The organism is Chryseobacterium sp. C3, assembly GCF_014218905.1.
GTDB classification, from domain to species: domain Bacteria; phylum Bacteroidota; class Bacteroidia; order Flavobacteriales; family Weeksellaceae; genus Chryseobacterium; species Chryseobacterium mucoviscidosis.
Map to the genome: position 1 here is coordinate 132,248 of NZ_JACLCU010000003.1, position 26,173 is coordinate 158,420.

Annotated in this window: 27 protein-coding genes and 1 pseudogene; 14 read left to right on the plus strand and 14 right to left on the minus strand. The window is 34.0% G+C overall.

The features are described from left to right. Positions 1–89 precede the first annotated feature (89 nt). The 9 genes from H6W53_RS07790 to H6W53_RS07830 all read left to right on the plus strand — a co-directional run bounded on the left by H6W53_RS07790 (position 90) and on the right by H6W53_RS07830 (position 7,393). Entirely contained in the window at positions 90–680 is a 591-nt protein-coding gene (locus H6W53_RS07790) for a TM2 domain-containing protein (RefSeq protein ID WP_185205831.1), read from the plus strand. Next, the gene (locus tag H6W53_RS07795) at positions 667–1,440 is read left to right on the plus strand and encodes a DUF2971 domain-containing protein (RefSeq protein ID WP_185205834.1); all 774 of its coding nucleotides are present in this window, start codon (positions 667–669) and stop codon (positions 1,438–1,440) included. Before H6W53_RS07790 ends, H6W53_RS07795 begins: the two co-directional genes overlap by 14 nt. A gap of 43 nt (positions 1,441–1,483) precedes the next feature. Beyond that, on the plus strand, positions 1,484–1,888 hold the full coding sequence (locus H6W53_RS07800; RefSeq protein ID WP_185205836.1) for a hypothetical protein: 405 nt from the start codon (positions 1,484–1,486) through the stop codon (positions 1,886–1,888). A gap of 33 nt (positions 1,889–1,921) precedes the next feature. Then, positions 1,922–2,500 carry a hypothetical protein gene (locus tag H6W53_RS07805; RefSeq protein WP_185205839.1) on the plus strand — a complete coding sequence of 193 codons (579 nt, stop codon included), beginning with the start codon at positions 1,922–1,924 and terminating at the stop codon, positions 2,498–2,500. A 1,151-nt stretch (positions 2,501–3,651) separates the two neighbouring features. Continuing rightward, complete coding sequence (locus H6W53_RS07810) at positions 3,652–4,815, plus strand: iron-containing alcohol dehydrogenase (RefSeq protein WP_185205841.1); 1,164 nt, start codon at positions 3,652–3,654, stop codon at positions 4,813–4,815. A gap of 194 nt (positions 4,816–5,009) precedes the next feature. Then, a complete protein-coding gene (locus H6W53_RS07815; RefSeq protein ID WP_087710843.1) occupies positions 5,010–5,471 on the plus strand; it encodes a lipocalin family protein in 462 nt (153 codons plus the stop codon). A 77-nt stretch (positions 5,472–5,548) separates the two neighbouring features. Then, entirely contained in the window at positions 5,549–6,202 is a 654-nt protein-coding gene (locus H6W53_RS07820; protein WP_185205843.1) for a GDSL-type esterase/lipase family protein, read from the plus strand. A gap of 1 nt (position 6,203) precedes the next feature. Next, complete coding sequence (locus H6W53_RS07825) at positions 6,204–6,671, plus strand: hypothetical protein (RefSeq protein WP_185205845.1); 468 nt, start codon at positions 6,204–6,206, stop codon at positions 6,669–6,671. Between the two features lie 287 nt (positions 6,672–6,958). Further along, the gene (locus H6W53_RS07830; RefSeq protein WP_185205847.1) at positions 6,959–7,393 is read left to right on the plus strand and encodes a lipocalin family protein; all 435 of its coding nucleotides are present in this window, start codon (positions 6,959–6,961) and stop codon (positions 7,391–7,393) included. A gap of 32 nt (positions 7,394–7,425) precedes the next feature. On the opposite strand, the gene H6W53_RS07835 is transcribed toward H6W53_RS07830, so the two are convergent. From H6W53_RS07835 to H6W53_RS07845, 3 genes are all read right to left on the minus strand, one after another. Further along, entirely contained in the window at positions 7,426–8,778 is a 1,353-nt protein-coding gene (locus H6W53_RS07835) for a DEAD/DEAH box helicase (RefSeq protein ID WP_116098121.1), read from the minus strand. A gap of 71 nt (positions 8,779–8,849) precedes the next feature. After that, positions 8,850–9,464: an NADPH-dependent F420 reductase gene (locus H6W53_RS07840; protein ID WP_185205849.1), complete on the minus strand. Its 615-nt coding sequence runs from the start codon at positions 9,462–9,464 to the stop codon at positions 8,850–8,852. Positions 9,465–9,494: 30 nt separating this feature from the next. Further along, complete coding sequence (locus H6W53_RS07845) at positions 9,495–10,259, minus strand: type 1 glutamine amidotransferase domain-containing protein (protein ID WP_185205851.1); 765 nt, start codon at positions 10,257–10,259, stop codon at positions 9,495–9,497. 112 nt (positions 10,260–10,371) lie between these two features. Here H6W53_RS07845 and H6W53_RS07850 point away from each other — a divergent pair, with 112 nt between their 5' ends. Beyond that, on the plus strand, positions 10,372–10,716 hold the full coding sequence (locus H6W53_RS07850; protein ID WP_185205853.1) for a winged helix-turn-helix transcriptional regulator: 345 nt from the start codon (positions 10,372–10,374) through the stop codon (positions 10,714–10,716). A 3-nt stretch (positions 10,717–10,719) separates the two neighbouring features. On the opposite strand, the gene H6W53_RS07855 is transcribed toward H6W53_RS07850, so the two are convergent. From H6W53_RS07855 to H6W53_RS07880, 7 genes and pseudogenes are all read right to left on the minus strand, one after another. Further along, positions 10,720–11,040 (minus strand): hypothetical protein, encoded by a 321-nt coding sequence (locus tag H6W53_RS07855; protein WP_185205855.1) that lies wholly within the window; start codon positions 11,038–11,040, stop codon positions 10,720–10,722. Between the two features lie 46 nt (positions 11,041–11,086). Then, positions 11,087–12,391 carry an agmatine deiminase family protein gene (locus tag H6W53_RS07860; RefSeq protein WP_228457773.1) on the minus strand — a complete coding sequence of 435 codons (1,305 nt, stop codon included), beginning with the start codon at positions 12,389–12,391 and terminating at the stop codon, positions 11,087–11,089. Positions 12,392–12,498: 107 nt separating this feature from the next. Then, entirely contained in the window at positions 12,499–12,681 is a 183-nt protein-coding gene (locus H6W53_RS21710; protein WP_185205859.1) for a GyrI-like domain-containing protein, read from the minus strand. Between the two features lie 35 nt (positions 12,682–12,716). After that, positions 12,717–12,908, minus strand: coding sequence for a hypothetical protein (locus H6W53_RS21495; RefSeq protein WP_228457774.1), 192 nt, complete (start codon positions 12,906–12,908; stop codon positions 12,717–12,719). Positions 12,909–13,040: 132 nt separating this feature from the next. Next, positions 13,041–13,229, minus strand: a pseudogene (locus H6W53_RS21715) (helix-turn-helix domain-containing protein); the annotation flags it as partial. Positions 13,230–13,343: 114 nt separating this feature from the next. Beyond that, on the minus strand, positions 13,344–14,711 hold the full coding sequence (locus H6W53_RS07875; RefSeq protein WP_185205861.1) for a flavin monoamine oxidase family protein: 1,368 nt from the start codon (positions 14,709–14,711) through the stop codon (positions 13,344–13,346). A gap of 104 nt (positions 14,712–14,815) precedes the next feature. Next, positions 14,816–15,559, minus strand: coding sequence for a helix-turn-helix transcriptional regulator (locus H6W53_RS07880; RefSeq protein ID WP_185205863.1), 744 nt, complete (start codon positions 15,557–15,559; stop codon positions 14,816–14,818). A 59-nt stretch (positions 15,560–15,618) separates the two neighbouring features. Here H6W53_RS07880 and H6W53_RS07885 point away from each other — a divergent pair, with 59 nt between their 5' ends. Together H6W53_RS07885 and H6W53_RS07890 are read left to right on the plus strand one after the other, a co-directional pair. Beyond that, positions 15,619–15,798, plus strand: a complete 180-nt coding sequence (locus H6W53_RS07885) for a hypothetical protein (RefSeq protein ID WP_185205865.1) — start codon at positions 15,619–15,621, stop codon at positions 15,796–15,798. Positions 15,799–15,850: 52 nt separating this feature from the next. After that, positions 15,851–18,490, plus strand: coding sequence for a hypothetical protein (locus H6W53_RS07890; protein WP_185205867.1), 2,640 nt, complete (start codon positions 15,851–15,853; stop codon positions 18,488–18,490). Positions 18,491–18,581: 91 nt separating this feature from the next. Here the strand turns inward: H6W53_RS07890 and H6W53_RS07895 are convergent, their stop codons facing one another. Next, positions 18,582–20,228 (minus strand): ABC1 kinase family protein, encoded by a 1,647-nt coding sequence (locus tag H6W53_RS07895; protein WP_185205869.1) that lies wholly within the window; start codon positions 20,226–20,228, stop codon positions 18,582–18,584. Positions 20,229–20,793: 565 nt separating this feature from the next. Here H6W53_RS07895 and H6W53_RS07900 point away from each other — a divergent pair. Continuing rightward, a complete protein-coding gene (locus H6W53_RS07900; RefSeq protein WP_165763002.1) occupies positions 20,794–20,943 on the plus strand; it encodes a bacteriocin-like protein in 150 nt (49 codons plus the stop codon). 37 nt (positions 20,944–20,980) lie between these two features. Here H6W53_RS07900 and H6W53_RS07905 read toward each other — a convergent pair whose 3' ends face one another. Then, positions 20,981–22,480, minus strand: a complete 1,500-nt coding sequence (locus tag H6W53_RS07905) for a carbon-nitrogen hydrolase family protein (protein WP_116098138.1) — start codon at positions 22,478–22,480, stop codon at positions 20,981–20,983. Between the two features lie 48 nt (positions 22,481–22,528). On the opposite strand from H6W53_RS07905, the gene H6W53_RS07910 reads away from it, so the two are divergent. Next, complete coding sequence (locus H6W53_RS07910; protein ID WP_123956650.1) at positions 22,529–22,843, plus strand: hypothetical protein; 315 nt, start codon at positions 22,529–22,531, stop codon at positions 22,841–22,843. Between the two features lie 290 nt (positions 22,844–23,133). Here H6W53_RS07910 and guaA read toward each other — a convergent pair whose 3' ends face one another. Then, positions 23,134–24,663 carry a glutamine-hydrolyzing GMP synthase gene (gene guaA, locus H6W53_RS07915; RefSeq protein WP_185205871.1) on the minus strand — a complete coding sequence of 510 codons (1,530 nt, stop codon included), beginning with the start codon at positions 24,661–24,663 and terminating at the stop codon, positions 23,134–23,136. A gap of 209 nt (positions 24,664–24,872) precedes the next feature. Then, positions 24,873–26,111 (minus strand): phosphoribosylamine--glycine ligase, encoded by a 1,239-nt coding sequence (gene purD, locus H6W53_RS07920; RefSeq protein ID WP_185205874.1) that lies wholly within the window; start codon positions 26,109–26,111, stop codon positions 24,873–24,875. Positions 26,112–26,173 lie beyond the last annotated feature (62 nt).

Genomic DNA, 26,173 nt, shown 5'->3' on the forward strand with positions numbered 1-26,173 from the left:
TTACAATTGGTACTACATTTTAAACATTATAATTATTAAATTTGCTTTAGTTGAATTACACAAAATTGACAACCTAGAAAGTTAAAATATTGAAAAATAAAATTTCAGCAGCATTATTAGCTCTTTTTTTTGGTTATATTGGAGCTCATCGATTCTATCTTAATCAAGATAAGAAAGGTTATAGGTATTTATTCTTATTTTCTTGTATAATTTTATTTTCTACAATAATATATTTTTTTAATTTAAAGAGTTATTTCATTTTATTTTCAAATTACTTTTTGATTGCATTGTTAGTATTAATTATTGTTTTCGATTTTTTTTCATTTTTAATAATCACAGATGAAAAATTTGATTATGCTTATAATAATTATAATAGCAATACATATTTTAAAGAAATCCAAAATGAAATTGATTCCTATTATCAATATATAAAAACCATTGACTTAATAAGGATCAAAAACGGGGATTACAAAAAAGGTACATATAACGATTTAATAAAAGAGCTTATGAATATTTATGAGAAAATGGTTAATGTACCAGTTTCAGAAATGAAATTTTATTGGACTGAATTCAATAAATTACAAAACGAAATAAATAAAATAAACATTTCTGTAGGAGACCCTAAAATTAACTATTTTACTTTCTTTACAACTTATTTACCTGAAGATGATTCTTTTTAAATATAAATCAATTGCATTACCATCAGACGAGAAAAAAATTTATTCAGAAATATTTATAAGAGACTGTAAATGTCTACTAAATAATCAGCTATGGTTTTCATCATTAGAAATTTTAAACGATCCTTTTGAAGGAGTATTTCAAATTGATACATCTATAGGAAAAGCATTAAAATTATTAAAAAAAGACGTTAACATTGAAAAATTAGAAAATCTTAAAATTAATATTATAAAAGACAAGAAAAAAAATTCTGGTATTTTATCATTGACTACAGATAATCAAAATTTATTAATGTGGTCTCACTATACTAATAATCAAAAAGGCTATTGTATAGAATTTAATTTAGAATCTAAGAATTTTATTGAGTTTAACAATAAAAAATTAATCTCAAAAGTAGACTTAAAAAAGGTTAACTACTCCGATGAATATCCAAAAGCTTCTATTTTACATAGTGATAATAATATGATTTTTGGATTTAAAAGTAAATGTTGGAATTACGAAAAAGAATATAGATTTATTAGTGATAATTCAGGTCTACATACCTATGATGAAAATTGTCTAAAGACAATTTTTTTAGGTGCAGATTGCGGATTAATTGAAGAGATTTTACTTTGTTCCATTGCATATATTAAAGGTGCTAAAGTTTACAAAGCCAAATTGTTCTCAGATAAATTTAAACTATATTTTCTACCTTATGATTTAGTATCTTTAAATAAAAGAATAAATTGCCAAAGATTTATTAATGAAGCTCTTGCTGGTTAAAATTTTTGATGTAACTATTTTACAAATAATAAAAGCTTATCCCATGAAAAAAATACTCTTATTCCTACTTCCCCTTCTCCTTTTCTCCGCCTGCGGCGAAGACTGCTACAATGCGCCACAGCCGATTGCTTTTAAATTTGTGGATTCCAACGATGTAAATCTGATTACAGACGGAACGCTTACCAATTATTCGGTGAAGGAGGAAAACCAGACCAATATTCAGCTTACGAAAACCAATGATGATATGGTTATTCTGGAAAATGTGGGTGCTTACAACGGAACGAAAAATTATACGTTTACTTCCAATATAAAAAATTTCACTTTTACGATCCAGTCGTCGGAATTTAAAGGAGGCTGCGATGGTTTTCAGATCAACAAACTCACGTTTACTGGCATCGGAATTGATGTGAAAGACGAGAACGGCCACTACAAAATTATTTTCCAGTAAATTTCTGTTCGCTACATTTGCAAAAACAAAAGAATGAAAGTATTATTTCCGGTTTTACTGCTTTGCTCAGGTTGGGTATTCAGCCAGAAAACCGTTCCTGCAGACTTCAAAAAAATTCCGGAAATCCTCGACAATACAGAACTGCTCTACCCTTTTATCGTTCCGGATAAAAAATACGAATACTGGAGTGTTCTCAGAAATAATCCCGATCCCGATAAAGCCATTATTTACGAAAGCCAGATGCCTGATCTGATGACGTTGAATGATCCTGCTCCCGAAAAAGGATTTTTTCAGAAATGTCTCGGAGAAAATTGTTTTTCTTACGTTTTAGCCTGTGAAAAAAGCCGGTCGAAATACTTTTCAAACGAACAGCAGCTAAGAGATTTTATCGGTTTTGTAGACAATCTTCCCGAAGCTATTTTAATTGCGAATACTTTCGGATATTCGGTTGACAGTTCCAATCAGCTGGGAAGTTCATATAAAATTGAAGATCAGTATATTTCGCTCTATCTTTCAAAATCTAAAAACAATTCTGAAACGAAGGAATCTTTTTTCATTAAAATCAATAGAAAAACAGGAAAATTGGAGGTGAAAAGTAATAGAGCTTATTAAAGTTTTTTTGTTTTTTTGTCATTCTGAATGGAATTTTGCGAAGCATTATGCAATGAAGAATCTATTGAAAATGAAATCTTTAAACATTAAACACACATACTTTTTTAACCACAAAAGCCACAAAAGATTCTTAGGCTTAATTAAAGTTAACAAGCATAATAGAAAAAGCACACAATAGTTTTTAAAAATCTCTGATTTTTATTCTTTTGAGACCTTTTATTATTCTGAAATTTGGCTTTATCATCATCTTTTGTGACTTTTGTGGTTAAATTTCTCTGTCATTCTGAATGGAATTTCGCAAAGGCTTATTCAATGATTAATTTATTGAAAATTAAACCTTTAAATATTAAACACATATAATTTTTGAACCACAAAAGCTACAAAAGATTTTTATGCTTAATTAAAGTTAACAAGCATAATAGAAAAAGCACACAATAGTTTTTAAAAATCTCTGATTTTTATTCTTTTGAGACCTTTTATTATTCTGAAGTTTGGCTTTATCATCATCTTTTGTGACTTTTGTGGTTAAATTCCTCTGTCATTCTGAATGGAATTTCGCAAAGGCTTATTCAATGATTAATTTATTGAAAATGAAACCTTTAAATATTAAACACATATAATTTTTGAACCACAAAAGCCACAAAATATTTTTAGGCTTAATTAAAGTTAACAAACATTATAGAAAAAGTACACAATAGTTTTTAAAAATCTCTGATTTTTATTCTTTTGAGAACTTTTATTATTCTGAAATTTGGCTTTATCATAATCTTTTGTGACTTTTGTGGTTAAATTCCTCTGTCATTCTGAATGGTATTTTGCGAAGCAATTTGCAATGAAGAATCTATTCATATGAAGTTTTTTGAGATTTTTCGACTCCACTTCGTTGCGCTCAAAATGACAGTGTTGTAGATTGAATGTAAGAGTTTTATTAAACACATTACTCACATAAGATTTTAAAATAATTTCTAAGCTTTATATCAGAACACATTAGTTTGTGAAAATTTTTGATTTTCTTCTCATTTGATCTTTTAATGATTAATCAACAAAATTCAATAGTTTTAATAAAAAGCAATCATTATAATTTTAAAACTTTCTTAACTCAGTTTTCAGTAAGCAATGCGTAAATTTGACTTCAAATAAATTTAAGAACAATGCTTAATTTCGAACTAAAAAATCCAACCAAAATACTTTTCGGAAAAGGTGAAATTGCTAAAATTTCAAAAGAAATTCCTGCAAATGCCAAGATTTTAATGATTTACGGAGGCGGAAGCATCAAAAACAATGGTGTTTACGATCAGGTAAAAGAAGCTTTAAAAGATCATGAAGTACATGAATTCGGCGGAGTTCCTGCCAATCCGGAATATGAAGTATTGATTAATGCTTTGAGCTTTATCAAAGAAAATAATATTACTTTTCTCTTGGCTGTCGGAGGCGGATCTGTGATCGACGGAACGAAGCTTCTTTCCGCAGCAGCAAACTATGATGGAGAACCGTGGGAAATCCTTACGAAACCTGTAAGAACTTTTGAAGGCGAAGGAATGCCTTTCGGAACTGTTCTTACGCTTCCTGCAACCGGGTCTGAGATGAATTCGGGGTACGTGATTTCGAGAAGAGAAACCAACGAAAAATTGTCTTCGGGAGGTCCGGGATTATTTCCTCAATTCTCGGTTCTGGATCCGGAAGTAGTGAGATCGATTCCGCAAAGACAGATCGTTAATGGTTTAACGGACGCTTATACTCACGTTTTGGAACAGTATATGACGGCTCCTTCTTCGGCAGATCTTCAGGAAAGAATTGCAGAAAGTATTCTGATCAGTATACAGGAAACGGCTCCGAAAGTATTGGCGGAGGAATTTGATTATGATGCAGCCGGAAATTTCATGTGGTGCTGTACAATGGCTCTTAACGGACTTATTCAGAAAGGTGTAATTACAGACTGGGCGGTTCACGCAATGGGACATGAACTTACGGCTTATTTCGGGATCGATCATGCAAGAACTTTAGCCATTATTGCTCCGTCTCATTACCGTTATAATTTCGAAACCAAAAAAGGTAAACTGGCTCAGTATGCGGAAAGAGTCTGGGGAATTAAAGACGGAACGGTTGATGAAAAAGCGGAACTGGGTATCAAAAAACTGGAAGAATTTTTCCACAGCCTGAATATTGACACGAAACTTTCTGAATATACGGAAGATTATAAAGGAACTGCTGAAAGAGTGGAAAAAACCTTCACAGAGAGAAACTGGCTCGGTTTGGGAGAGTATAAAAAGCTGACTCCGCAGGATGCTTATAAAATTGTGGAAATGAGCTATTAAAAGCAGAAAGTTCCAGATCCGAAGAGGGAAGTTTATTGCTATGCTGTAAAAAATAAACCAGACAGGGATAAACTTTCCTCTTACAACTTTTATTCCAATTTGCTTTTTCTGTAATCAATCGTTTAAAAAACCTTAATTTCATTAGAGATATTTCAAATTTATTTATATTTTAGCATATTCTTAAATTTGTAAAAATGAAAAAACAATTACTTTTATTTGCCTTTTCAGCGTTAGCGCTTACTTCATGTAACGATGATGATATCCAGGGTTATGAAATGGATATGATGAAAGGTGATTGGAAGATCAGTAAAAAAGAAACGATATCAGGAAAAGACGATAAATTTGTAATCGGTACTACAACACCTACAGGATGTTCTGTGAATGACAAACTTGAGTTCAGAACAGATTATTATACCTCTTTTACAACGTATGGAGGAACTGGTACAAACTGTAATGTTGTGGCGAAAGTAGAAGGTAAATATGAGTATAATTCTGAAACAAAAGATTTAACCGTTACCTACACAGGAAACAGTGCTGTGAAGTACAGAATCGTAGTTCTTACAAGCTCTGAAATGAGAATAAAGCAATTGTCCGGCAATATAGATCAAGACGGCGATACGATACCGGATGCGGAATATATTACCTACAAAAGATAAAAAAGAAAACTCTCGAAAAATTCGGGAGTTTTTTCTTGAAAAGAAAATTTTAATATTCAACTAAAATTATTAAAACAATGAAGAAGATTTTTTCGGCATTTCTGATGCTGACTTTTGCCCTGTTTTTTGCACAGGAAAAACCGATGTTCTGGCAGGACATCCAAAATTTTAAGAAACTGGATCTGGAAAATCCTCCTGCTAAAAACGCAATTCTTTTAGTCGGAAGTTCGTCTTTCACGAAATGGACGGATGTTGCGAATTATTTTCCGGATAAAACCATCATCAACAGAGGTTTCGGAGGCTCAAGATTAACGGATCTGAATGATTATGCAGAGGATCTTTTAAATCCTTATCAACCCAAACAGATCATCATTTACTGTGGTGAGAACGATTTTGCCGACAACGATAAATTGAAAGCCGATGTTGTAGTGGAAAGATTTAAAACATTCTACAAAAAAATCCGTGCAAAATTCCCGAAAATTGAAGTAGATTATATTTCCATTAAATATTCGCCGAGCCGCGAAAAGTTGTGGCCGCAAATGAAGGAAGCCAATAAAAAGATTGCCGATTTCATGAAAAAGCAACCGAATGCAGCGTTTATTGACATCACAAAGGTAATGCAGGATGAAAACGGAAACGTGAGAAAAGACCTGTTTGTGGAAGATATGCTTCACATGACTCCGGAAGGCTACAGATTATGGACTTCTGTGATGAATCCTTATATGAAATAAAATGAGAGAATCTACCCGAAACCTTCCGATTTTTAAAAAAGCGCAGGAAATCTATGAAACTCTAAAAGTGATAACAGATTTATTTCCTGAGGATAATGATTATCTCCAGACACTGAAATCACATCTTCTTGAAGACAGCATGATTATTCAGGCAAAAATATCCGGTGCGGAAGCCGTAAAACTGTATGACATCAAGATGGAAAATGCAGCGATCATAAGAAAAGCGGCAAGAAGCATTATGGTAAGCGGAAATACACTGGAAATGATGGGATTTACAGATGCAAAGTATTATACCATTATAAGAAATCTTACCGAAGAATTCAGGATTTTATTCGTCGACTGGGTTTCAGGATTTAATCCTAAACATTTTATTGTGGACAATTGGGGATTGTTTAATCCTCCGGGAATTTCGCATGATTATGTTCAGCGGGATGACGAACTGAATTTTCTTGATGAGGATGAGGAATAAAAAATGAGCTGTTTCAGTTTTGAAGCAGCTTTTTTATTGATAAATTAATTTAAACTTATAGCTAGAATATGGGTTTATTTAAAGTATTCAAACATCTGCAAGAAAAAAATCTTTGATTTTTTTAAACTTATGTGCTCTTTCTTTCTACTTAAATAACTAAAGTGTTAAAATCTTTTGCATCTTTTGCGGTTAAAAAGTTTAAACAAACTCGATGATTATTTTATTGAAAGATTTTGTGTGAAAAGTTTTTTTCCTTTTCTTTGCAGCCTTAAAAATTAGTTTAAACCATGAAAAAAATCTTATTTCTTGCTATTTCGGCAGGTTTTCTTTTCACAGCCTGCAAAAGTGATGATGACGATGTTTATGCATCTGTTGTAGGAGTCTGGAAGCCATCCAGAGAAATGGCAGTTTCCGGAAAAAACGGAAGTACTATTTATAATGATCCTTCTTCAAGCTGCTACAAAAAAAGTACATTTGATTTTAAATCGAACAATACAATGGTAAGCAACATTTTTGATGATGGAATGAGCGGAAATTGTGAAAATCTGGGAACAGACACTTCTTCTTATTCTTATGACCCGCAGAACAAACAGATCATTATAGACGGCGAAGCCAGTGAAGTTCTGAAGCTTACGAACAATGAAATGCATATTGTTTCAGATTACAGTGATGAAGACGGAGACGGAATCGATGACAAAATAGTTCTGGTTTTAACCCGATAAAAAGCAAACTCCCGAAAAATTCGGGAGTTTTTTTATTTCTTTCTTTTGGATTTAGATATTGATTTCTGCTGCGCCCTGTTGGCTCCAAATTTTTTGGGAGCTTTTCTTTTGGAAGGTCCGCCCCAGTTTTCTTTGGTATTTTTCGCTTTCTTTTCGTGAAAAGCTCCTCCTCCTTCATTTAATTTTACCTTCACAGGATTCTTCATGATCACAGTTTCCTCTTCAGAAGCAATCTTTTTAGGATTTATTTTTACTCCGTCTGGGAAATCAATGTATTTCAGTTCCTTATCCATCAGTAATTCGATGTCAAGAGCTAAAGTTTCTTCTTTTTTGGTGACGAAAGTTATGGCTTTACCATCTTTGTCCGCTCTACCCGTTCTACCGATTCTGTGAATATACTGCTCCGGAATATCCGGCGTTTCAAAATTGATAACATGGGTAATGTCTGAAATATCAAGACCTCTCGCCATAACATCCGTAGTAATCAACCCTTTGATCTCTTCATTTTCAAAGCTTTTCATTGCTTTTAGCCTGTAATTCTGAGATTTATTGGAGTGGATCACATCAAACTGCTCAGGGAAAAGCTCATCAATTTTTGTGAATAAAAGATCTGCATTTCGTTTGTTATTTGTGAAAATCAATACTTTCGACATATCGGTATCGGTTTTCAGCAAATGCTCCAGTAGATTGATCTTGGTATTGAAATTCTCTACTTTGTAAGCAGTCTGCTCAATTTTTTCAAGCGGCGTTCCGGATTTTGCCAGTGAAATTTCGACCGGACTCGCAAAGTACTCATCCAGCATTTCGTCAACAGATTCCGTCATGGTTGCAGAAAAAAGAATATTCTGTCTTTTTTCCTTCATCATTTCGAAAATATGCGTCAACTGTGGTCTGAAACCAAGGTTCAGCATTTCATCAAACTCATCAATAATCAGCTTCTGGACTTCTTTTAAAGAAATGGCATTATCGATCGCCAAATCCATTACTCTTCCGGGAGTTCCTACCAAAATATCACATCCGTTATCAAATAATAATTTCTGGGTATTGATATTTTTTCCTCCGTAAATCCCGATTACTCTTGCAGTAGTATTTTCCGTCAGTTTTTCTACGATTTCAGAAACCTGTACCACCAATTCTCTGGTAGGAACAAGCACCAAAACGGTTGGATTTCCCGATTTATTGTATTTCCAAGTCTTAAGAACCGGTAAAAGATACGCCAGTGTTTTTCCTGTTCCCGTCTGCGCAATCCCCATTACATCACGTCCGGAAAGTATTGGCTTTAAGCTCTTTTCCTGAATAGGGGTAGGTTCAAATAAATTAAGATCCGCTAAAACATCAAGAATTTTAACCGGAAGGTCAAAATCTGCAAAAGTGAGTTTTTCCATTTTGCAAAGATAGACAATTAATTTTTGAGAAAAATAAGCCTAAACTTTCATGCTTAAATTATTTACAGATATTACCTTCTAATAATCTTAAAAGCCATATCTCTTCCATAACCCTGCATAATAGCGAGATTGATCCACGAAAGTGCAAATTTTTCTAGCAGTTCTACTTTATCCGCTTTTCCAAAGTCTGTACAGGAAGCGAAACCACAATCCAAAGCCAGTTTTTTGGCAATATCTTTTGCTTTTTCGCTGTCTCCTGCCATAAACATATCGATTCCTTCACCATTGTATATCGGATCAAGCATATTTTCAAAACCTGTTGTATTAAAACATTTTACGATTTCTGCGTTGGTTTTATCTGCCAAAGCCTGATACACTGTTTTGTAAGGTTCCGGAGACTTCATTACGGCGTTGGTAGCATCAATAATGACTTTTCCCGATACATCGCCTAACTGTTCAATTACTTCAAAAATAGCAGTCGGAGGTGTTGCAATAAGAATCACATCACATTGTTTTACTGCATTTTCGATCACGGCAAAGCGATCTTCCCCTATTTTCGTTGCAAGGGAAATATTTTTTTCACTCAAAGGAAATTGTGCACCTACCAAAACAGTATGCCCCGCTTTTATCCATTGTTGAGCCAAAGCTCCTCCAACATTTCCGGAGCCGATGATTGCTATATTCATTTTTTTTAGTTTAAAGTGAAATTTACCTCATTATTTATTTAATAGTTCTACAACCAGTTCTGCAACTGCTGCCCCTGAATTTTGCTGCTGTCCTGTAATTAAATTACCATCCTGAATAGCATACGAACTAAATGGAGCCGCCACTTTAAATGTTGTTTCCTGTAATTTTTTAGCTTCTTCTTCAATTCTGTACGGCTGAATTTTCATTCCGACTGCCTGATCTGCAAACTCTTCTTCAGCATCCGCAAAACCGGTCCAGGTTTTTCCTTTTACAAGCAATTCACCGTTTGATTTTTTAGCTTCCAGTAATAAAGTGGTTGAATGGCAAACCGCTGCGCTTGGCTTTCCGCTTTCGTAAAAACTCACAAATAATTGTTCCAGATCTTTATTTCCTCTGAAAGTATACATTGGTCCCTGTCCGCCAACCAGAAAAACCGCATCATAATCTTTTGTATCAACTTCAGTTAATTTTTGGGTGTTTTCAAGCATATTTTTGAAAGAATCCTGTTGAAGATAACCCAATGAAATAACATCATGCGCAGAATAACCACTTTCGTCCAAAGGATTGGAATAGCCGTCCATTTCCAGTTTTCCGCCTTCTGTTGAAACCAGTTCCACTTCGTAACCTGCTTCCTGAAAGACTCTTAAAGGATGTGTAAGTTCTGCAGCCCAGAAACCGATTGGCCAATTGGTTTGTTTACTCACACTCGGCGAACTTGCAATCATCAGAATTTTACCTTTTACAGGAGCTCCGTGAAAATGAACATAGCTGTTTACTTCTTTTACTTTTTCCATTTTTTGTTTTTTTGATTTTAAAATTTCTAATTTTGATGAAACAAAGATAATTCTGAATAGAAAAGAAAATCAATAATGGCTATCTTTGTAAGAAACTAACAAAAATGTAAGTATGCCTGATTTTGTTTCGGATAAGCACCTTTTTCACAATCCTGTAGAATTTGCCATGAGCAAAATAGGCGGAACCTATAAAATGCCTATTCTCTGGCGTCTGAAGGATAAGGCATGGCGTTATTCGGAATTGGCTGACAGCATTCCCCACATTTCAGACAGGATGCTTTCTAAAAGTTTAAAAGAACTGCTGGAAGACGGCTTTATTTCCAAAGAAATATTTCCGGAAGTTCCTCCAAGAACTGAATACAACATTACAGAACGCGGTAAAAAAGCTGTAGAAATTATTTCAACTTTAAGAAATTACGGATTTGAGCTGATGAAAGATTTTGGGATTGGAGAGTAATAATTAATCCATCATGAAATTTGCAAATAAATCAATTAAAACTCCGATAAAAGAAATACTTACCCCAAAAATAAAATAATTGAGTGTTTTTTGATAGAATTTTTCAGATTTTTCTTTAGGATAATTCATTTGTAAAATCCGCTTCAAAACAATAATTAAACAGATAATACCTATTAATATACAAGCTCCCACCAAATAATCTAAAAAAACAGGTAAAGTGCTTTCATTTTTTACATAGGATGAAGCAAAATTCAGTATAAAACCAAGAATAATTCCGGTAGCAGTTACTAAAGGCTGTCTGTAAGATTGTATTTTGTCTTCCATTCTGATATCAATTAAAAAAACCGGCCTAAGTCGGTTCAAAAATACTTTATTTTTTGATTATTTTCTGCGTTTCAGAAGTACCATCTTCAAAATTTATTTTGAGCAGATAATTTCCTTTGGAAAAATTCTGAATTTCTATCTTATTAAAATTTTCATTAATCGTTTTTAATTTTTGTCCTGCTGAAGAATACAGTTCTGAAAATTTTATTTTTTTATCTGCATTAATTCTGATTTCTCCAGAGGTAGGATTAGGTAAAATGGAAACTTTTTTGAAAGAAGTTTTTTCTTTGGTAGAAAGACTTGTACCTGCAGAAGGCTGTTGCTGCGTTACACAATGTATCATTCCTCCATTTGCATAAAGATTTCTTACATCAATTCCTATAACTGTTCTCCCCGGATAAAGATTTCCTATAATTTGGTTAGCTATACTGTCATTTGGGTCATTATAATTGGGCACTAAAACCACACCATTCGCTACATAATAGTTTGCATAAGAACCTTTGTATCCTAAATTGGTTCCATAGGTAGTTACTACATTATTTTGCGTTAAAGGAATGTACACTTTGTTGTATGTTTGCCCATTCGCATTAGTTGCTGCATAAAGTGTATTAATATCTGCCTGTGTAACTCCCCAGTTTAACAAGTCTGCGTTATTCATGGTTACCATTGTAGTAGAATTTACAAATTTCATAAATCCATCAATATGCATATCTGTAACTTCTAAACCTGTAACTCCGTTAAGCCAAATTACTTTTGAAACGCCATAGTATTGTTTAAAATTATTAGTGGCAGTCGCTTCACTCATTCCCGAGTTTCTCACTGTATTAGCAGGGCTTTGGCTGATCACAGAGCTTCTACAAACCATTAAAACTCCACTTCCGTCTAATTCTACTGAACCTCCTTCATTTACCATTACCGAGTTGAGATTCACAACTGGAATTCCTAAGTCTGTTCCTATTTTTGTGGGAATTTGGTTACAATTAGAGAAATTAAATTTTCCTCCCCATCCATTAAATCCCCAATCTTGTATCACAATTTGATTGCTAGAATTTTTCACAAAAATGGGTCCATTATCTCTTACCCAAACATCATCTGTAGGATAGATTTTAAAATCAATATTGGTTAAAGGAACACTTGCTGCGTTTAGTAAACCAATGATTCTCGTTTTCTCAGTATTATCATAAGCGATGATGTGTACTTTTTCATTAGTCTGAAGTGCATTTGTCATTGCAACCCAAGTTGCATCAAGTCTGTTTCTATATGTTGTACCGAACTGATACTGATGGGGCCATTGAAGCCAAGTTCCTTCATGCTGTCCCGATTCTTCAGGGAAAGTATAGGTTTGAGACATACAAAAATTAAGATTTACAAATAGAAGTAGTAAAAAAATGTGTTTCATATAGTATTTTTACAAATCTATTACATTTTTTACCTCAAGTATTGTCCAAAAATGACAGTCTAATTTTTTAAGAGAAAATAAATGTGTGTTATATAGTTTTCTTCTTCTTTATCAGAAATCAGGTAATGCTCTATCACAGGAGAATGATCTAGTTCTAAATTTGGTGATGATAACCAAAATTTATAGAAATTCTTATAGGTCTCTTCTATATTATCATGAGTACCATAATGAATAAACCTCAAGTATTTTTTTCCAAAAATTTTCTTCGAGATAAATCCTACGGATTGTTCAGGAATCTTATACAGTTTTTATGCTCCGTAATTAACGGTTGATCTACTATAATTCCGTAGCTTTCGTAAGGTCTCAGCTTTTGATTACAAAAATCTATTTCTCTCCATAGCTTATTAATTTTAGCATTATCATAATTTTCGGTTTTAATGGTTTTACAATATAATAATTGTTGCTCCATATATATTTTTTCCACATTTAAATCCATAGTTGTATTGGCAATAAATGCTTCAAAAATCTTTTTTTTATCTATTCTAGCTTCAGAAGGTGAAATATGAAATTGTTTAAAAAATGCCTTAGAAAATGCTTGTAAATTGCTATATCCTACCTGTATTGCAATATCCGTAATACAATCTTTTGTGTAAACTATTTTTTTATATGCTCTTTCCAGTCTTAGTCTTCGCTGAAATGACTTTATATTCTCTCCAAATATGCTCTTAAAAATCCGTTGAATATTTCTATATGAATAATTAGAGATTTTTTCAAATTCAGATTGGGTAATTTCATTATCGAAGTTGTTTTATATTAATAAAACAATCTTCTGAACTTGGTATAGTTGGTACATCAGCTTTTATTTTTATAAATTATTCTTCTATAAATTTTTATATAACTTCATTTAAAGCAATGCTATAATTTTGTCAGCTTCCCGAATTCCGCTTAAGTAAGCACCGTGAGCCGTTGAAAAATAATCTGCTTCCGTATGCTCTCCGGCAAAGAAAAGCCTGTCGTTTACCTCTTCTGCCAAATCATCGAAATGAGACATTTCTGTACCGACAGCCGTATAGGAATAGGAACCGAAAGAATTTTCATTGTTCTGCCATTTGGTACGAAGCAAATTTAACGGATTCGGAATGCTGTTTCCGTAAATATCTTTCAGATGAGTCATAATTTCTGAGATAATCTGAGAATCAGACATTGTTTCCGTCTGTCTTGCATAATTTGCGTATGCAAAAGTCATTAACGCATTTACATTCGGATGGAACTTTTTTACATTCACAAAATAATTGAATTTATCCCTTGTTTCCGGTGTGTAGGAAATATACTGTACATCATCCCAAAAAGCAGTGCTCCATATTAAAAGAAATTTATTTACACAGTTCATTCCCACTTTTTGGATAGCGTTTTGCTTTGCAGCGGGAAGTGAAGGAAGAAATTCAATTTTATTGGCTTTTAAAACACCCAGCGGAACACTTACAATCACATAATCTGCCTCCGAAATGATTCCGTTGTGCGTTATTTTTATTTTGGTATTGCTGTAATCTATTTTGGTGACCCTTTCGTTAAATTTAACATTAAGTCCGGAAGCTAAGAAATTGGCAATCGTATCATAACCATTAGTTGCTATTTTTTCTGCCCCTCCGAATTCTTCTCCTTCATCATACAGCAATGATGAAACTTTATCCAGATCGCCCCTGTCGAACGTGAAATAGGTAGACAGGAAAAATTTCCATAACCTGTCGTTGAATTTAGCCGGATATAAATTTTGGAAAACGGTCTGAAAGCTTTGCGCAGAGTTACCGTTATTTTTTAAAGCAGCAAGAATATTGTAATATTCGGTTTCTGTATTGTCAAATACAGTATCGTTACGCAGAATTCCCCCAATATCATAGGATTTTCTGCTATCATCAAGCGTTTCAAAAGTCTGCATTCCTGCCTGTTGAGCCAGAGTTGTTATCGGATTTCCATTGATTCCGTGAATCCAGCTTGCTCCCTCATCAAAAGCAATACCCAGGCTTCGATTGGTTCTCAGTCTGCCTCCCACTTTTTCCTGTGCTTCCAAAACCGTCACCTGAAAGCCTTTTTCTTTCAATTTTTTGGCTGCAGCAAGACCTGAAATCCCCGCTCCTATAACGATGACAGATTTTCCCTTAGGATCATCAGCTTCATCCTCAGAAGAAGCGCATGAGTTAGCCAGTAAAGAAGGTGCTAAAAATATCAGGGGAAAACCTGCTAAAGTATTCTTAATAAATTTTCTGCGTTGCATTTGTATTTTTTTTGAAAAACAAATATAATTTATTTTTCAATTTGTCTATAAATGCAATAAAAACTTTTAAAACAAAAAATATTAAGTCCAACGGTTTATGAAAATCAGATTGGACGTCCACAAAATGTTACTTTATGAATATACCGAATTGTGAATTTGTCTATCGTAAATTCTTTATAATTCGGAGAGATACAGATTAACAATGTACTGTCATCAGGATGATGCATTAATCTTTTGATCATTCTCTGATCATAAGTGATAATTAGATAAATACAATCCGGATCGAGATTTTCCCATTTATCTATAAAATTAATTCCTATTATATCTCCTGCTTTAATATAAGGCTCAAATGAAGCGCCAACAATAGGAAAAAATGCATCGCAGTGAACTCCGGGCAAATTGATATATCCGGTAGGTGTTTCCGTTAATTCCAGCAGTTCATTAAGCTTTCCTGCGCTTACCGGCAAGCTGTAAAAAGGAATTCCGTTTTCAACAATCTTTATTTCATCATCAAATTTCAGCTTACTAAAAACTTTATCATAATGCTTATCTCCGGAAATGTCTCCCATTTCAGGCTGGAGTTTTTTATCATCTTTAAAATCACTGATTTCAAACGTTTTTTCGATTTCTTTATTTTTAAGCATTTTTCCCTGATCTAAAAAAAGCCATGACAGATCAACTTCCGGCGCATAAGCGATAAATTTCGCTATATTATCTTCACTTATTCCGCTTTCTTTATCCAGAACACCTCTTGTAATACCACTTTCCTGATAAAATTTATATTTACTAATACCCTTATATTCAATATATTGTAAAATTTTATTTTTTATAGGCGAAATTTGATGCATATTTATTTTTTTATACGAAATAAATCGTTTATATTTGCTTTTTTAAATCAACCAAAAGTATGGAAATATTAATAACTAAGTTACAAGAAATTGCTGAAATTCTCACCAATTGTCAAAAAACAGCAAAAGATTTCTATTCGAAATCAAATTATAAGATCGATTTATCTGATGAACAAAATTATTATCCTGAGATCCGAAAGGACGATTACATGTTCCCGAAATTTAAAATCACTTACTAATATTATCACAAATTAAAATCTATCAACCAAATACTAACAAAATATAAAAAAAATGGCAACACCTTTAAATACAATTCTATATTGGTTTCAGACAGGAAAAACACCTACGGAAGAGGAATTTGCAGCATCCTGGTCTTCTTTTTTTCACAAAAGTGAATCTATTCCGCTTTCATCAATTGAAGGACTTTCTGCACTTTTTCATCAAACAGTAAGTTTAGAAGCGTTCAATAGTCACCTTAATTCTTCTAATGCTCATGAAAACAGTTTAGCCAAATTAGACGCTTCCAATTTAAGCAGTGAGAACGTCCAAAATTGGAAAAATAAATTAAATGTTAATCAGTTACCTTCAAATATTGCCACAATAGACAATTCTGAAAGTGGATTAACAGGAAATGTCTATTCAAAACAATACATCAACGATCATTATTTGCAGTATACAACAAACTCTGGCAGAAGGGTTATTACAAACAACAAAGATCATGAAAACAAAACAATGTATGATGCTTTTATTGCAGGATGGAATGTCTTACCGAATTATATTGGCAAAGATGAGAGCGAAAAATTATATTCTTCAAGATACATTTTACAGGGAACCGATATCCTCTCTGATTTTAAAGGAAATACAGAGTACAGACCTGAACATCCTGCTCATGATTCTTTAATTGCCTACGGTTCAAAATTGGGAAAAGGCTTTGTTGATGGAACAAACTATAGTTTATTCGGGACTGCATTGTATGAGTTGAATGATATTCCGATTGGTGATTCAATAACAGCCTTTGGGAATAATATTGCCAACGCTAAAGGAATTTACAATGATCCAAAAAGAACAGCAGTAGCATCAAATGGTTTTGATTTAAGGCAAATGATATCCAATAACATCACTGTTGGAAATCTCATTTGGGCAGGCGACATACATAGCTCTGTAATTACAGGATATAATATAAGAAATTATCGTTATATATTTAACTCGCTGGTGATGGGAGGAAACATTTACGATGCAAATGGAAAATATCCCGGCGAAACACATGACTCTTATTTAGACAATGATGTAATGTTAGGCTTTGGATTTTATAAAGATCCGAAAAGACATCCTGCAAGTCATAACCTGTTAATCGGTTCTCATGAACATTACGGAAACGGAAGTCCAGACTTTAATTATAAACCTTTAGTAGAAGGTAATTTTAAAGAAAAATACTTTGGTATTCAGGGAAAATCTATCAATCATATTCAGGACGAATTAAATAAAGTTCCTGTTGAAAATGTAGATCTTTCTTTAGTTTCTTCACCGCCAAATTCCAATGCATCATATGATGTAAAAACAAAAAAGTTAATACTAAAAAATTCTCCCGCCGGAAATTACAGACTTTTTGAAGGTTTAACTGTAGGAGAATCTTATCTTTTTAGTATTAGCTCAAATATTGGCAATACAGGAACATGGGGATATAAAACAATCTATCTCATTGACAGTGGAAATGGTGACTGGTGGATATTAAATAATCAATTAGCTGAAATAACCGATAATGTCAATAACTTTTTAGAGATTTCTTTAGAGGGAACAAATATAACAGGAGAGATAAGCGTTTCTATGCAGCGTATAAAAAATGACGAAAAACAATCTCCTATCTATGAAATACGAGATTTTAATAATAATGTTACACTTGAATTAAGAACTGCAAATAGCAATGACAATCATATTGCTTTTGGTAAAAATTCTGCACCCAAATATGCAGTAGGAATTAATAATGCTATTTTTGGTACCAACACCTTATCAAAGGCGAATTCTATTGCAACAACATTTGTTTTTGGTAATAATAATCTTGAAAATATAAGAAAAACAAGAATTAATACCATAGTTGGGTATAACAATTTAAAAAGCGCAAATAATATTGTGGACAGAATAACAGCAGTTGGACAGGATATTGCCCCAAATGCATCCAATCTTAGATCATCAGTTATACTAGGCTGCTATGCATTACAAAATTTCAAAGGAAATTTTTATGAAAACAACACATGGAACGAATTAATTGCTGTAGGAAATGGCGCAGGGATAAACGTAGAAGAAGCACAAAAAAGTATTTTTATAGGTGAGGCAACCGGAAATTCCAAAAATGTTTTTCAAAGTGTTGTTATAGGTAACAGAAGTGGCTTTAAAGATAAGAATACATCTACTAATGAAATCGTAATTGGAGCCGCAACAACAGGAAACGGGAACAATACCGCAACCATTGGTAATTCAAACATCAACTCTGTACATCTTTCAAATATTGCTAAAATAGACCGTAGAACAGGTATTTCAGGAATTAATGTATTTCCGGCCAATAGTGATACAGATTTTGTTCAGAGAAAGCATTTACAAGAGGTTAAACCATACAAAATTTATTCAGGATCTTTGGTATTTGATGAATCTACAGCACAGCCAAAATTCACCGTGTTTGAAAATACCGTTGGAGATATTATGTGGAGCAAGAAAGGCACAGGAGAATTTATCGGTACTTTAAACGGAGCCTTTCCTTCCGGAAAAATTTGGTCGGTAAGTGTAATAAACCAAAAAACAGTAGGAAAAGATCAGAGATTTTGCTTAAGCGGTAGAATAGATAATGATACTATTTACGTAGATATTGTAGATTCTTACGGATCAAACTACGATGTTTACGCAGAAGCCGGATCATTTGAATTCAGAGTCTATAACTAATTTCAAAATTTAAATTATTAAAATCATATTATCCTGCAAGTCCATGCTAAAATCCTGAACTTGCAGGGTTTTTATTTTAGAATTGAAAGTTTTACTTCCTTGTAACCCTCAGTAAAATAACAATTACCAGAAATATTGAAAAGATAAATCCTAAAACTGCCACCAAAGACAATTCTCCTATTCTGGGTCCCGATTCTGAAGAAAATACAATAGCCGTTGCGATGATATTTGCGCCTAAAACCATTGTCAGAATAAGATTGATAATACTCGATTTTATCAGTTGATTCGTCTTTTCTATATTTTTGATTTCGCTGGAAACAGTGAATTTATTTTCGTCTAATTTCTGTAAAACAGAGCGTAGCTCTTTGGGAATTTCGTCTACACTGTCTGTAAACATCAACATTCTGTCTAATCCCGTTTTTACAAGGTTTTTAGGACTTATTTTTTTCGTAAATATTTTTTTGGTGTAAGGATGGAGACTTTTTACCACATCCAGATCCGGATTTATAGTTCTTCCCACTCCTTCAATCAAGCTGATTCCTTTGAACAAAAGATAAAAGTAATCCGGCATATGAAGACGGTTATCTTTCAATACATCTTTCATTTTATTGATGATAACCTGTGCATTAATTTCTTTCAGAGAGGTGCTGTGAACGAAATTCAGAATATCTTCCACATCATTTTCAAATCTTCTTTCATCCGGAATCTCATAACTGATCGCCATTTTCTTCAGATAACGTACTATTTTATGTGGATTTTTGGCAACAAAACTCACAATAAGATTTTCAAGGACTTCCTTGTCATTCGGCGGAATTTTCCCGACCGCACCGAAATCTATAAAAACCACTTTTCCATCTTTTTTCACCAAAATATTTCCTGCGTGTGGATCTGCATGGAAAAAACCATAGTCTAAAATCTGGGAAACAAAAAGTCTGAGACCCGTTTCGGAAATGTTCACGGGATCAATATTGTATTGTAAAAGAGTTGCTGTATCCGTTACTTTAATTCCATCAATAAACTCCATACAGAGTACATTGTTGTTAGAAAATTCTTCGTATACTTTCGGCACATAGGTTTCTTTGCTGTTTTTAAAATTTCTTCTGAACTGCAGGATATTTTCCTTTTCATTAATCAGCGAAACTTCTTCGAGCAAAGATTTTTCAAACGTGGAAATTGCCTGTTTCAGATTGAGCTTCTCTCCTATTTCGGAATAAGAAGAGACCAGCTTTTCCAGATCTTTGATAAGCAGCAGATCGTCTTCAATCACAGACTGAACATCTGATTTTCTAATTTTCAGAATAACCTCTGTTCCATCTGTTAATGTTGCTTTATAAACCTGCGCAATCGATGCTGTTGCCAAAGGCTGTTTCTGAATATCCGCAAAATGATCTTTCACCGAAATACTGAATTCGTTTTCCAGTATTTCTTCCACATTCATTTCAACCGTTTCCACTTTATCCTGAAGCTTCTGCAGTTCCTGAAGAAGTTCCGGCGGAAGAAGATCTTCCCTGTTGCTGAAAGACTGTCCGAGCTTCACAAAAGTAGGTCCCAATTCTTCCAAAACGAGCCGGATTCTTTCATAAACAGTTCCTTTTGAAATTACTTCGTCGGAATTGGAGGGAACTTCCTCTTTATTTCCCCCGTTCATTCTTGCCAACAGATCTTTGAAACCATATTTGCTTAACACGGAAATTAACCGGGCAGATCTTTTTAATTTTCTTTGCTGTTTATCGAACATATTCTGAAATGTAGTTGCAATTTAATTCAAAAATTGTTCCTATTGATAATAATTAATTTTCTATTTTAAATCGCTTTTTTATAATTTTCCCTTTCGGTTTGTTCTGATCGAAGCGCAATGCATTAAAGAATCTATTTTCTAAACAAAGATCGCGAAGATTTTATTTAAAAACATTGAAAATATTTTTCGTTCGCAATGGTGTTTGACTACTTCGAATCTTCGATTTCATTCAGCAAATGATAATAAAGCTGTTCAATCTTTTCAATATAGTTTGTTTTTCTGTATGAACCTGAACTTAGTATTAGAATTATAAAACTGAAAGGTTTGCGCTTAGATTTCTAAGGATTGACAAACTCTGTGGTTATTTCTTAATGTTAATGAAGCAACTTCCAACCATAGCCCCGATAGAAACGACATCCTTTTTTGTTGCGGCTGGAGTGAAGCGGAAGCCGTAACAAAAAAGATACAGTGGATAGCGGGAAAAAGCTCTAAATGAATATATTATATTTTTTTTCTTTAACTTTACCGTAACAAAATATTAAAACCAACTCTAAAAATTATTAAAATGAAAAATTTAAAAAAAGTTTCAAGAGAACAAATGAAAAGTATCGCAGGTGGCGAATTAGTCAGAAACTGCTCAAACAAATGCTGTCCGGATGACGGAAGACCAAGATGTCCCGGATTGATCTGTCTGGCTGTTTTATGTCCAAACTAAAATTTAAAACGGGATGCTGTAAAAGCATCCCGTTTTTTTATTTAAGATAGGTTTCGTATAAATCTTTTCTCCGATCTTTCATGACCTGAACGGAACCGTGATGGTGAAGATCTTTCAATAAATTGAGGTCGACGTCTACAATTAAAGTCATTTCTGTATTCGGGGTGGCTTCTCCTTTCACCGCATTGGATGGAAACGCAAAATCCGAAGGAGTAAAAACCGCAGCCTGACCAAACTGAATATCCATATTATTAACTCCGGGAAGGTTTCCTACACAACCTGCAATTGCCACATAACATTCGTTCTCAATCGCTCTTGCCGCCGCGCAATGACGAACTCTCATATACGCATTTTGGGTGTCTGTAAGATAAGGTACAAATAGAATTTTCATTCCCTGATCGGCTAAAATCCTCGGAAGCTCCGGAAATTCAACATCGTAGCAAATTACCAGACCTATTTTTCCGCAGTCGGTATCGAAAACACGGATTTCGTTTCCACCCTTCATTCCATAATATTTTTTCTCGTTGGGTGTGATATGAATTTTCCTGTATTCATCCACTCTACCATCTCTGTGAAGAAGGTAACTTACATTATACAAATCATTATTTTCGAAAACCGGCATACTTCCGGAAATGATATTGACATTATAACTGATTGCCAAATCGGAGATTTTCATCTTGATCTCTTCGGTTAATTTCGCCAGTTCAATCATACTGTCTCTTTCAGAAAGTTTATTGAAAGGAGCCAACAAAGGGGTATTGAACAGTTCAGGAAATAATACAAAATCCGACTTATAATCGCCCATTACGTTAACAAAGAACTCAACCTGTTCATAAAAAGCATTCACATCTTTAAAATGTCTCATCTGCCATTGAACCAATCCCAAACGAATGATGCTGTCTTGCATGGTGTTTGGTTTTTTGCTGTAATAAATATTGTTCCATTGGAGTAAAACTGCGTTTTCTTTGGACGATTCGTCTTCGGGAAGATATTTTTTTAAAACTCTGATGGGTAAAAAGTTATTGGACAACTGAAAAGACAGAACCGGATCATAAATTTCTTTATCCCTTACTCTTCTGATGTATTCTCTTGGTGACAGATCACTGTGTTTATGGTAATTGGGAATTCTTCCGCCTAAAACGATCGATTTCAGATTCAGAAGTTCACAAAGTTCTTTTCTTGCATCGTACAATCTTCTGCCTAAACGAAGTTCGCGGTATTCGGGATCTACAAAGACCTCAATTCCGTACAAAACATCGCCTGTCTCGGAATGGGTATTGAAGGTATAATTTCCTGTGATATCACTGTATGTATGATCATCACCAAATTCATTATAATTTACAACAATGGAAAGCGCCACCGCAGCTAATTTCCCATCTACTGTAATGCAGATCTGTCCTTTTGGAAATATTCTTGTGAGTTTTTCTATACTTTTTTTAGACCAGATTGACTCGGACATTTGTGGATATGCACGTTTCATTGTTATTACTAATTCATCGTAATCCTGTACCGTCAGTGGTCGTGTTTCTATTTGCATTTGCTGTAATTTTACTTAAATTTAGTGAAAAAAGTTAGTATTAAAAAAATGAAGGAATTAATTTATAGCAAAATCCAAAAGTACGATTCAAAGATGAAAAATTTTGATATTTCATTTACCGATCATCTATTGCCTATAAATGAGCTGATTAGTTTATACGAACTTAGAAATCATATTGCGAAAAACGAAAATACCAAAAAAAATACAAAGCAGATTTTAAATGACTTTTATTTAATACAAAAACAATCTTACAAGTACATCAAGTTTGTAATAGCTAGATATGATGGAATAAGCAGAATGTTCTTTTTCAGTGAAGATTACTCTAAAATTTTTTCTGATTTTATATTTGAAAAATTAAACTAATGAAAACTATTTCTGTAGTTACTTTATTGATATCATGGATCTATCTGATTTTATCAATATGTATTCAAGTTGAGTTTTTCCTTGAATTTATTCCCGTTATTTTACTAATTCTAATTATTAACTTTTACATTATTCATCAGCATCATCGGAAAGTTCTACTTTATATTTTAAATGGAATTGTTTTTCTTATCCTGATTTATCTTTTAAGCATATTAATTTTCCTGAGACAGGATTGGTAGACAAAAAATCCCGCCAAAAGGCAGGATTTATATCTAAAATTCAATTCAAGATTATTCCCATTCGATCGTTGCAGGTGGTTTGCTTGAAATATCATAAGCTACTCTGTTGATTCCTCTTACTTCGTTGATGATTCTGCTTGAAACGGTATCTAAAAACTCGTAAGGAAGTCTGCTCCATGTTGCGGTCATGAAGTCGATGGTGTTTGCGGAACGAACGACTGCTGTGTATTCGTATGTTCTCTCATCGCCCATTACTCCTACAGATTTTACCGGAAGAAGCACCACAAAAGCCTGAGAAACTTTTTCATACAAATCGTTTTTATATAATTCTTCAATGAAAATATCATCTGCTTCCTGCAAAATTCTTACTTTTTCTGCATCCACTGCTCCTAAAACCCTGATTCCCAATCCCGGACCCGGGAAAGGATGTCTGTGAACCAGATGATGAGGAATTCCCAATTCTTCGCCTACTTTTCTTACTTCATCTTTGAATAATTCTCTCAGAGGCTCAAGCAATTCGAATTCCATATCTTCAGGAAGTCCGCCAACGTTATGGTGCGATTTAATTACCGCTGAAGGACCGTTTACTGACTGACTTTCTATTACATCCGGATAAATTGTTCCCTGTGCTAAGAATTTAGCACCTTCAATTTTATGAGATTCTTCATCAAAAACGTGAATGAACTCGTTTCCGATGATTTTTCTTTTGGCTTCGGGATCATCCACTCCGGCTAATTTTGATAAAAATCTTTCGGAAGCATCCACTAATTTAATGTTCATATGGAAATGCTCTCCATAATTATCCATTACTTTTTTGCCTTCGTCTTTTCTCAGTAAACCTGTGTCTACGAAGATACAAGTCAACTGGTCGCCAATGGCACGGTGAATTAACACTGCCGCTACAGAAGAATCTACTCCTCCTGAAAGTCCAAGAATTACTTTCTGATCTCCGACTTTTTCACGGATTTCGGCAACTGTTTTATCAATATAATTGGTCAGTTTCCAGTTTTTCTCTGCATTACAGATTCCAAAAACGAAATTTTCCAGCATTTTTCCTCCTTCTTCGGTGTGGGAAACTTCCGGGTGGAACTGTACACAGTAGATTTTTTTATCTTCGTTGGAAATTGAAGCAATTACACCTGATTTTGCATTCAGTTCAAATCCTTCAGGCAATTCTCCCACTTCGTCGAAATGGCTCATCCAAACTATAGAATTGTTGGTAACGCCTTTTAATAAAGACGATTCTTTTACGATTTCAAGGTGTGCTTTTCCGTACTCACCTTTTACGCCTTTATGAACTTTTCCGCCTAAAAGGTGTGCGGTTAACTGCATTCCGTAGCAAATTCCCAGAACAGGAATTCCCTGTTCATATAATTCTTTTTCAACCAAATGGGCATTTTCTGCATTCACAGAACTTGGTCCGCCGGAAAGGATAATTCCTCTTGGCTGTTTTTCTAAAATGGTTTCTAAAGGTGTATTGAATGGTAGAATTTCAGAATATACTCCCATCTCTCGGATTCTTCTTCCGATAAGCTGGTTGTACTGTGATCCGAAATCTAATATGATAATACCGTTGTTCATTTTTTATAATTGATGAATAATGATTGATAAATGATTTTATAAAATTGTCTGAAATTATAGCCCCGATTGCAGCGGCATCCTTTTTTGTTATTGCGATTGCCGAGAAGTTCCATTGATTGCTTCACTTTGTTCGCAATGACAAAAAAGATACAGCGGAAAGCGGGAAATAGCTTCTAACAAAAAAAGCCCCGAAAAATCAGGGCATTATTTTAAAACTTTCCGATGTCTTCTCTGTAGAAGCCGTAATCGAAATGCACATGGCTTGCATCTTCATACACTTTTTTGCGGGCATCTTCATACGTTACTCCTGTAGCCACGATGTTCAGTACTCTTCCACCGTTAGAAACTACTTTATCTCCTTTTCTGATGGCTCCTGCGTATAAAAGTTTGCTGTATTTCAGTTTATCTTCGCCCACGATTTCGAAACCTGTTTCGATGTTTCTTGGGTAACCTCCTGAACACATGACAAGACAAACTGCTTTTTCGTCTTTAAATTTAAGCTCGATGTCTTTTCCGTCCATACAATCCTGAATAACATCCAGAAGATTGTTTTCCATTAAAGCCATTAAAACCTGCGTTTCAGGATCTCCGAATCTCATGTTGTATTCTAAAAGATAAGTTCCGTTTTTCGTTACCATTAATCCGAAGAAAATGATTCCTTTGAAGCTGAATCCTTCACCTTTAAGACCTTTAATGGTAGGTTCTAAGATATTTTTTTCGAAATCTGCGTAGTGTTCCTGAGTAAATTCCGGGCTTGGAGCTACGGTTCCCATACCTCCTGTATTGGGTCCTGTATCGCCATTTCCGGCTTTTTTATAATCTTTCGCCGCAATACAAGGGAATAATTTTTCCCCGTTTGAGAATGCGATGATAGAGGCTTCAAATCCTTCTAAATATTCCTCGATTACCAAACGGATTCCTGCATCTCCGTATATTCTTCTGATCATAAAATCATGAATCGTTGCTTCAGCTTCTTCCAGAGTATCACAGATTACCACTCCTTTTCCTCCTGCCAAACCGCTTGCTTTAACGACCAATGGAAACTTCTGCGTCTGAACATATTCTTTAGCTTCATTATAGGAATCGAATACTACTGCTTTTGCCGTTTTGATATCATAGGTCTGCATGAATTTCTTAGAGAAAGCCTTACTTCCTTCCAAACTTGCAACTTTCTGATTCGGACCAAAAACTTTAAGGTCGTGTTTTTTGAATTCGTCCTTCAAACCTGCTACAAGCGGAGCTTCGGGACCAACAATCGTTAAGTCTACCTTTTCTTTGATGGCAAAGTCTCTAAGTTCTTTAATCTCTGATAAATGAACATTTTTTCCAATAACATCAGTGGTCGCGTTTCCGTTGGCAAAAAACATTTTAGAAATTCTTGGGTCATTCTGAAGTTTTGCTGCCAAAGCAGATTCTCTTCCACCTTCACCTATGATTAATATTCTCATACTTTATTTAATTAACTAGTCTATAATTTACAAATATATAATTTTGGATGCTATAAATACAA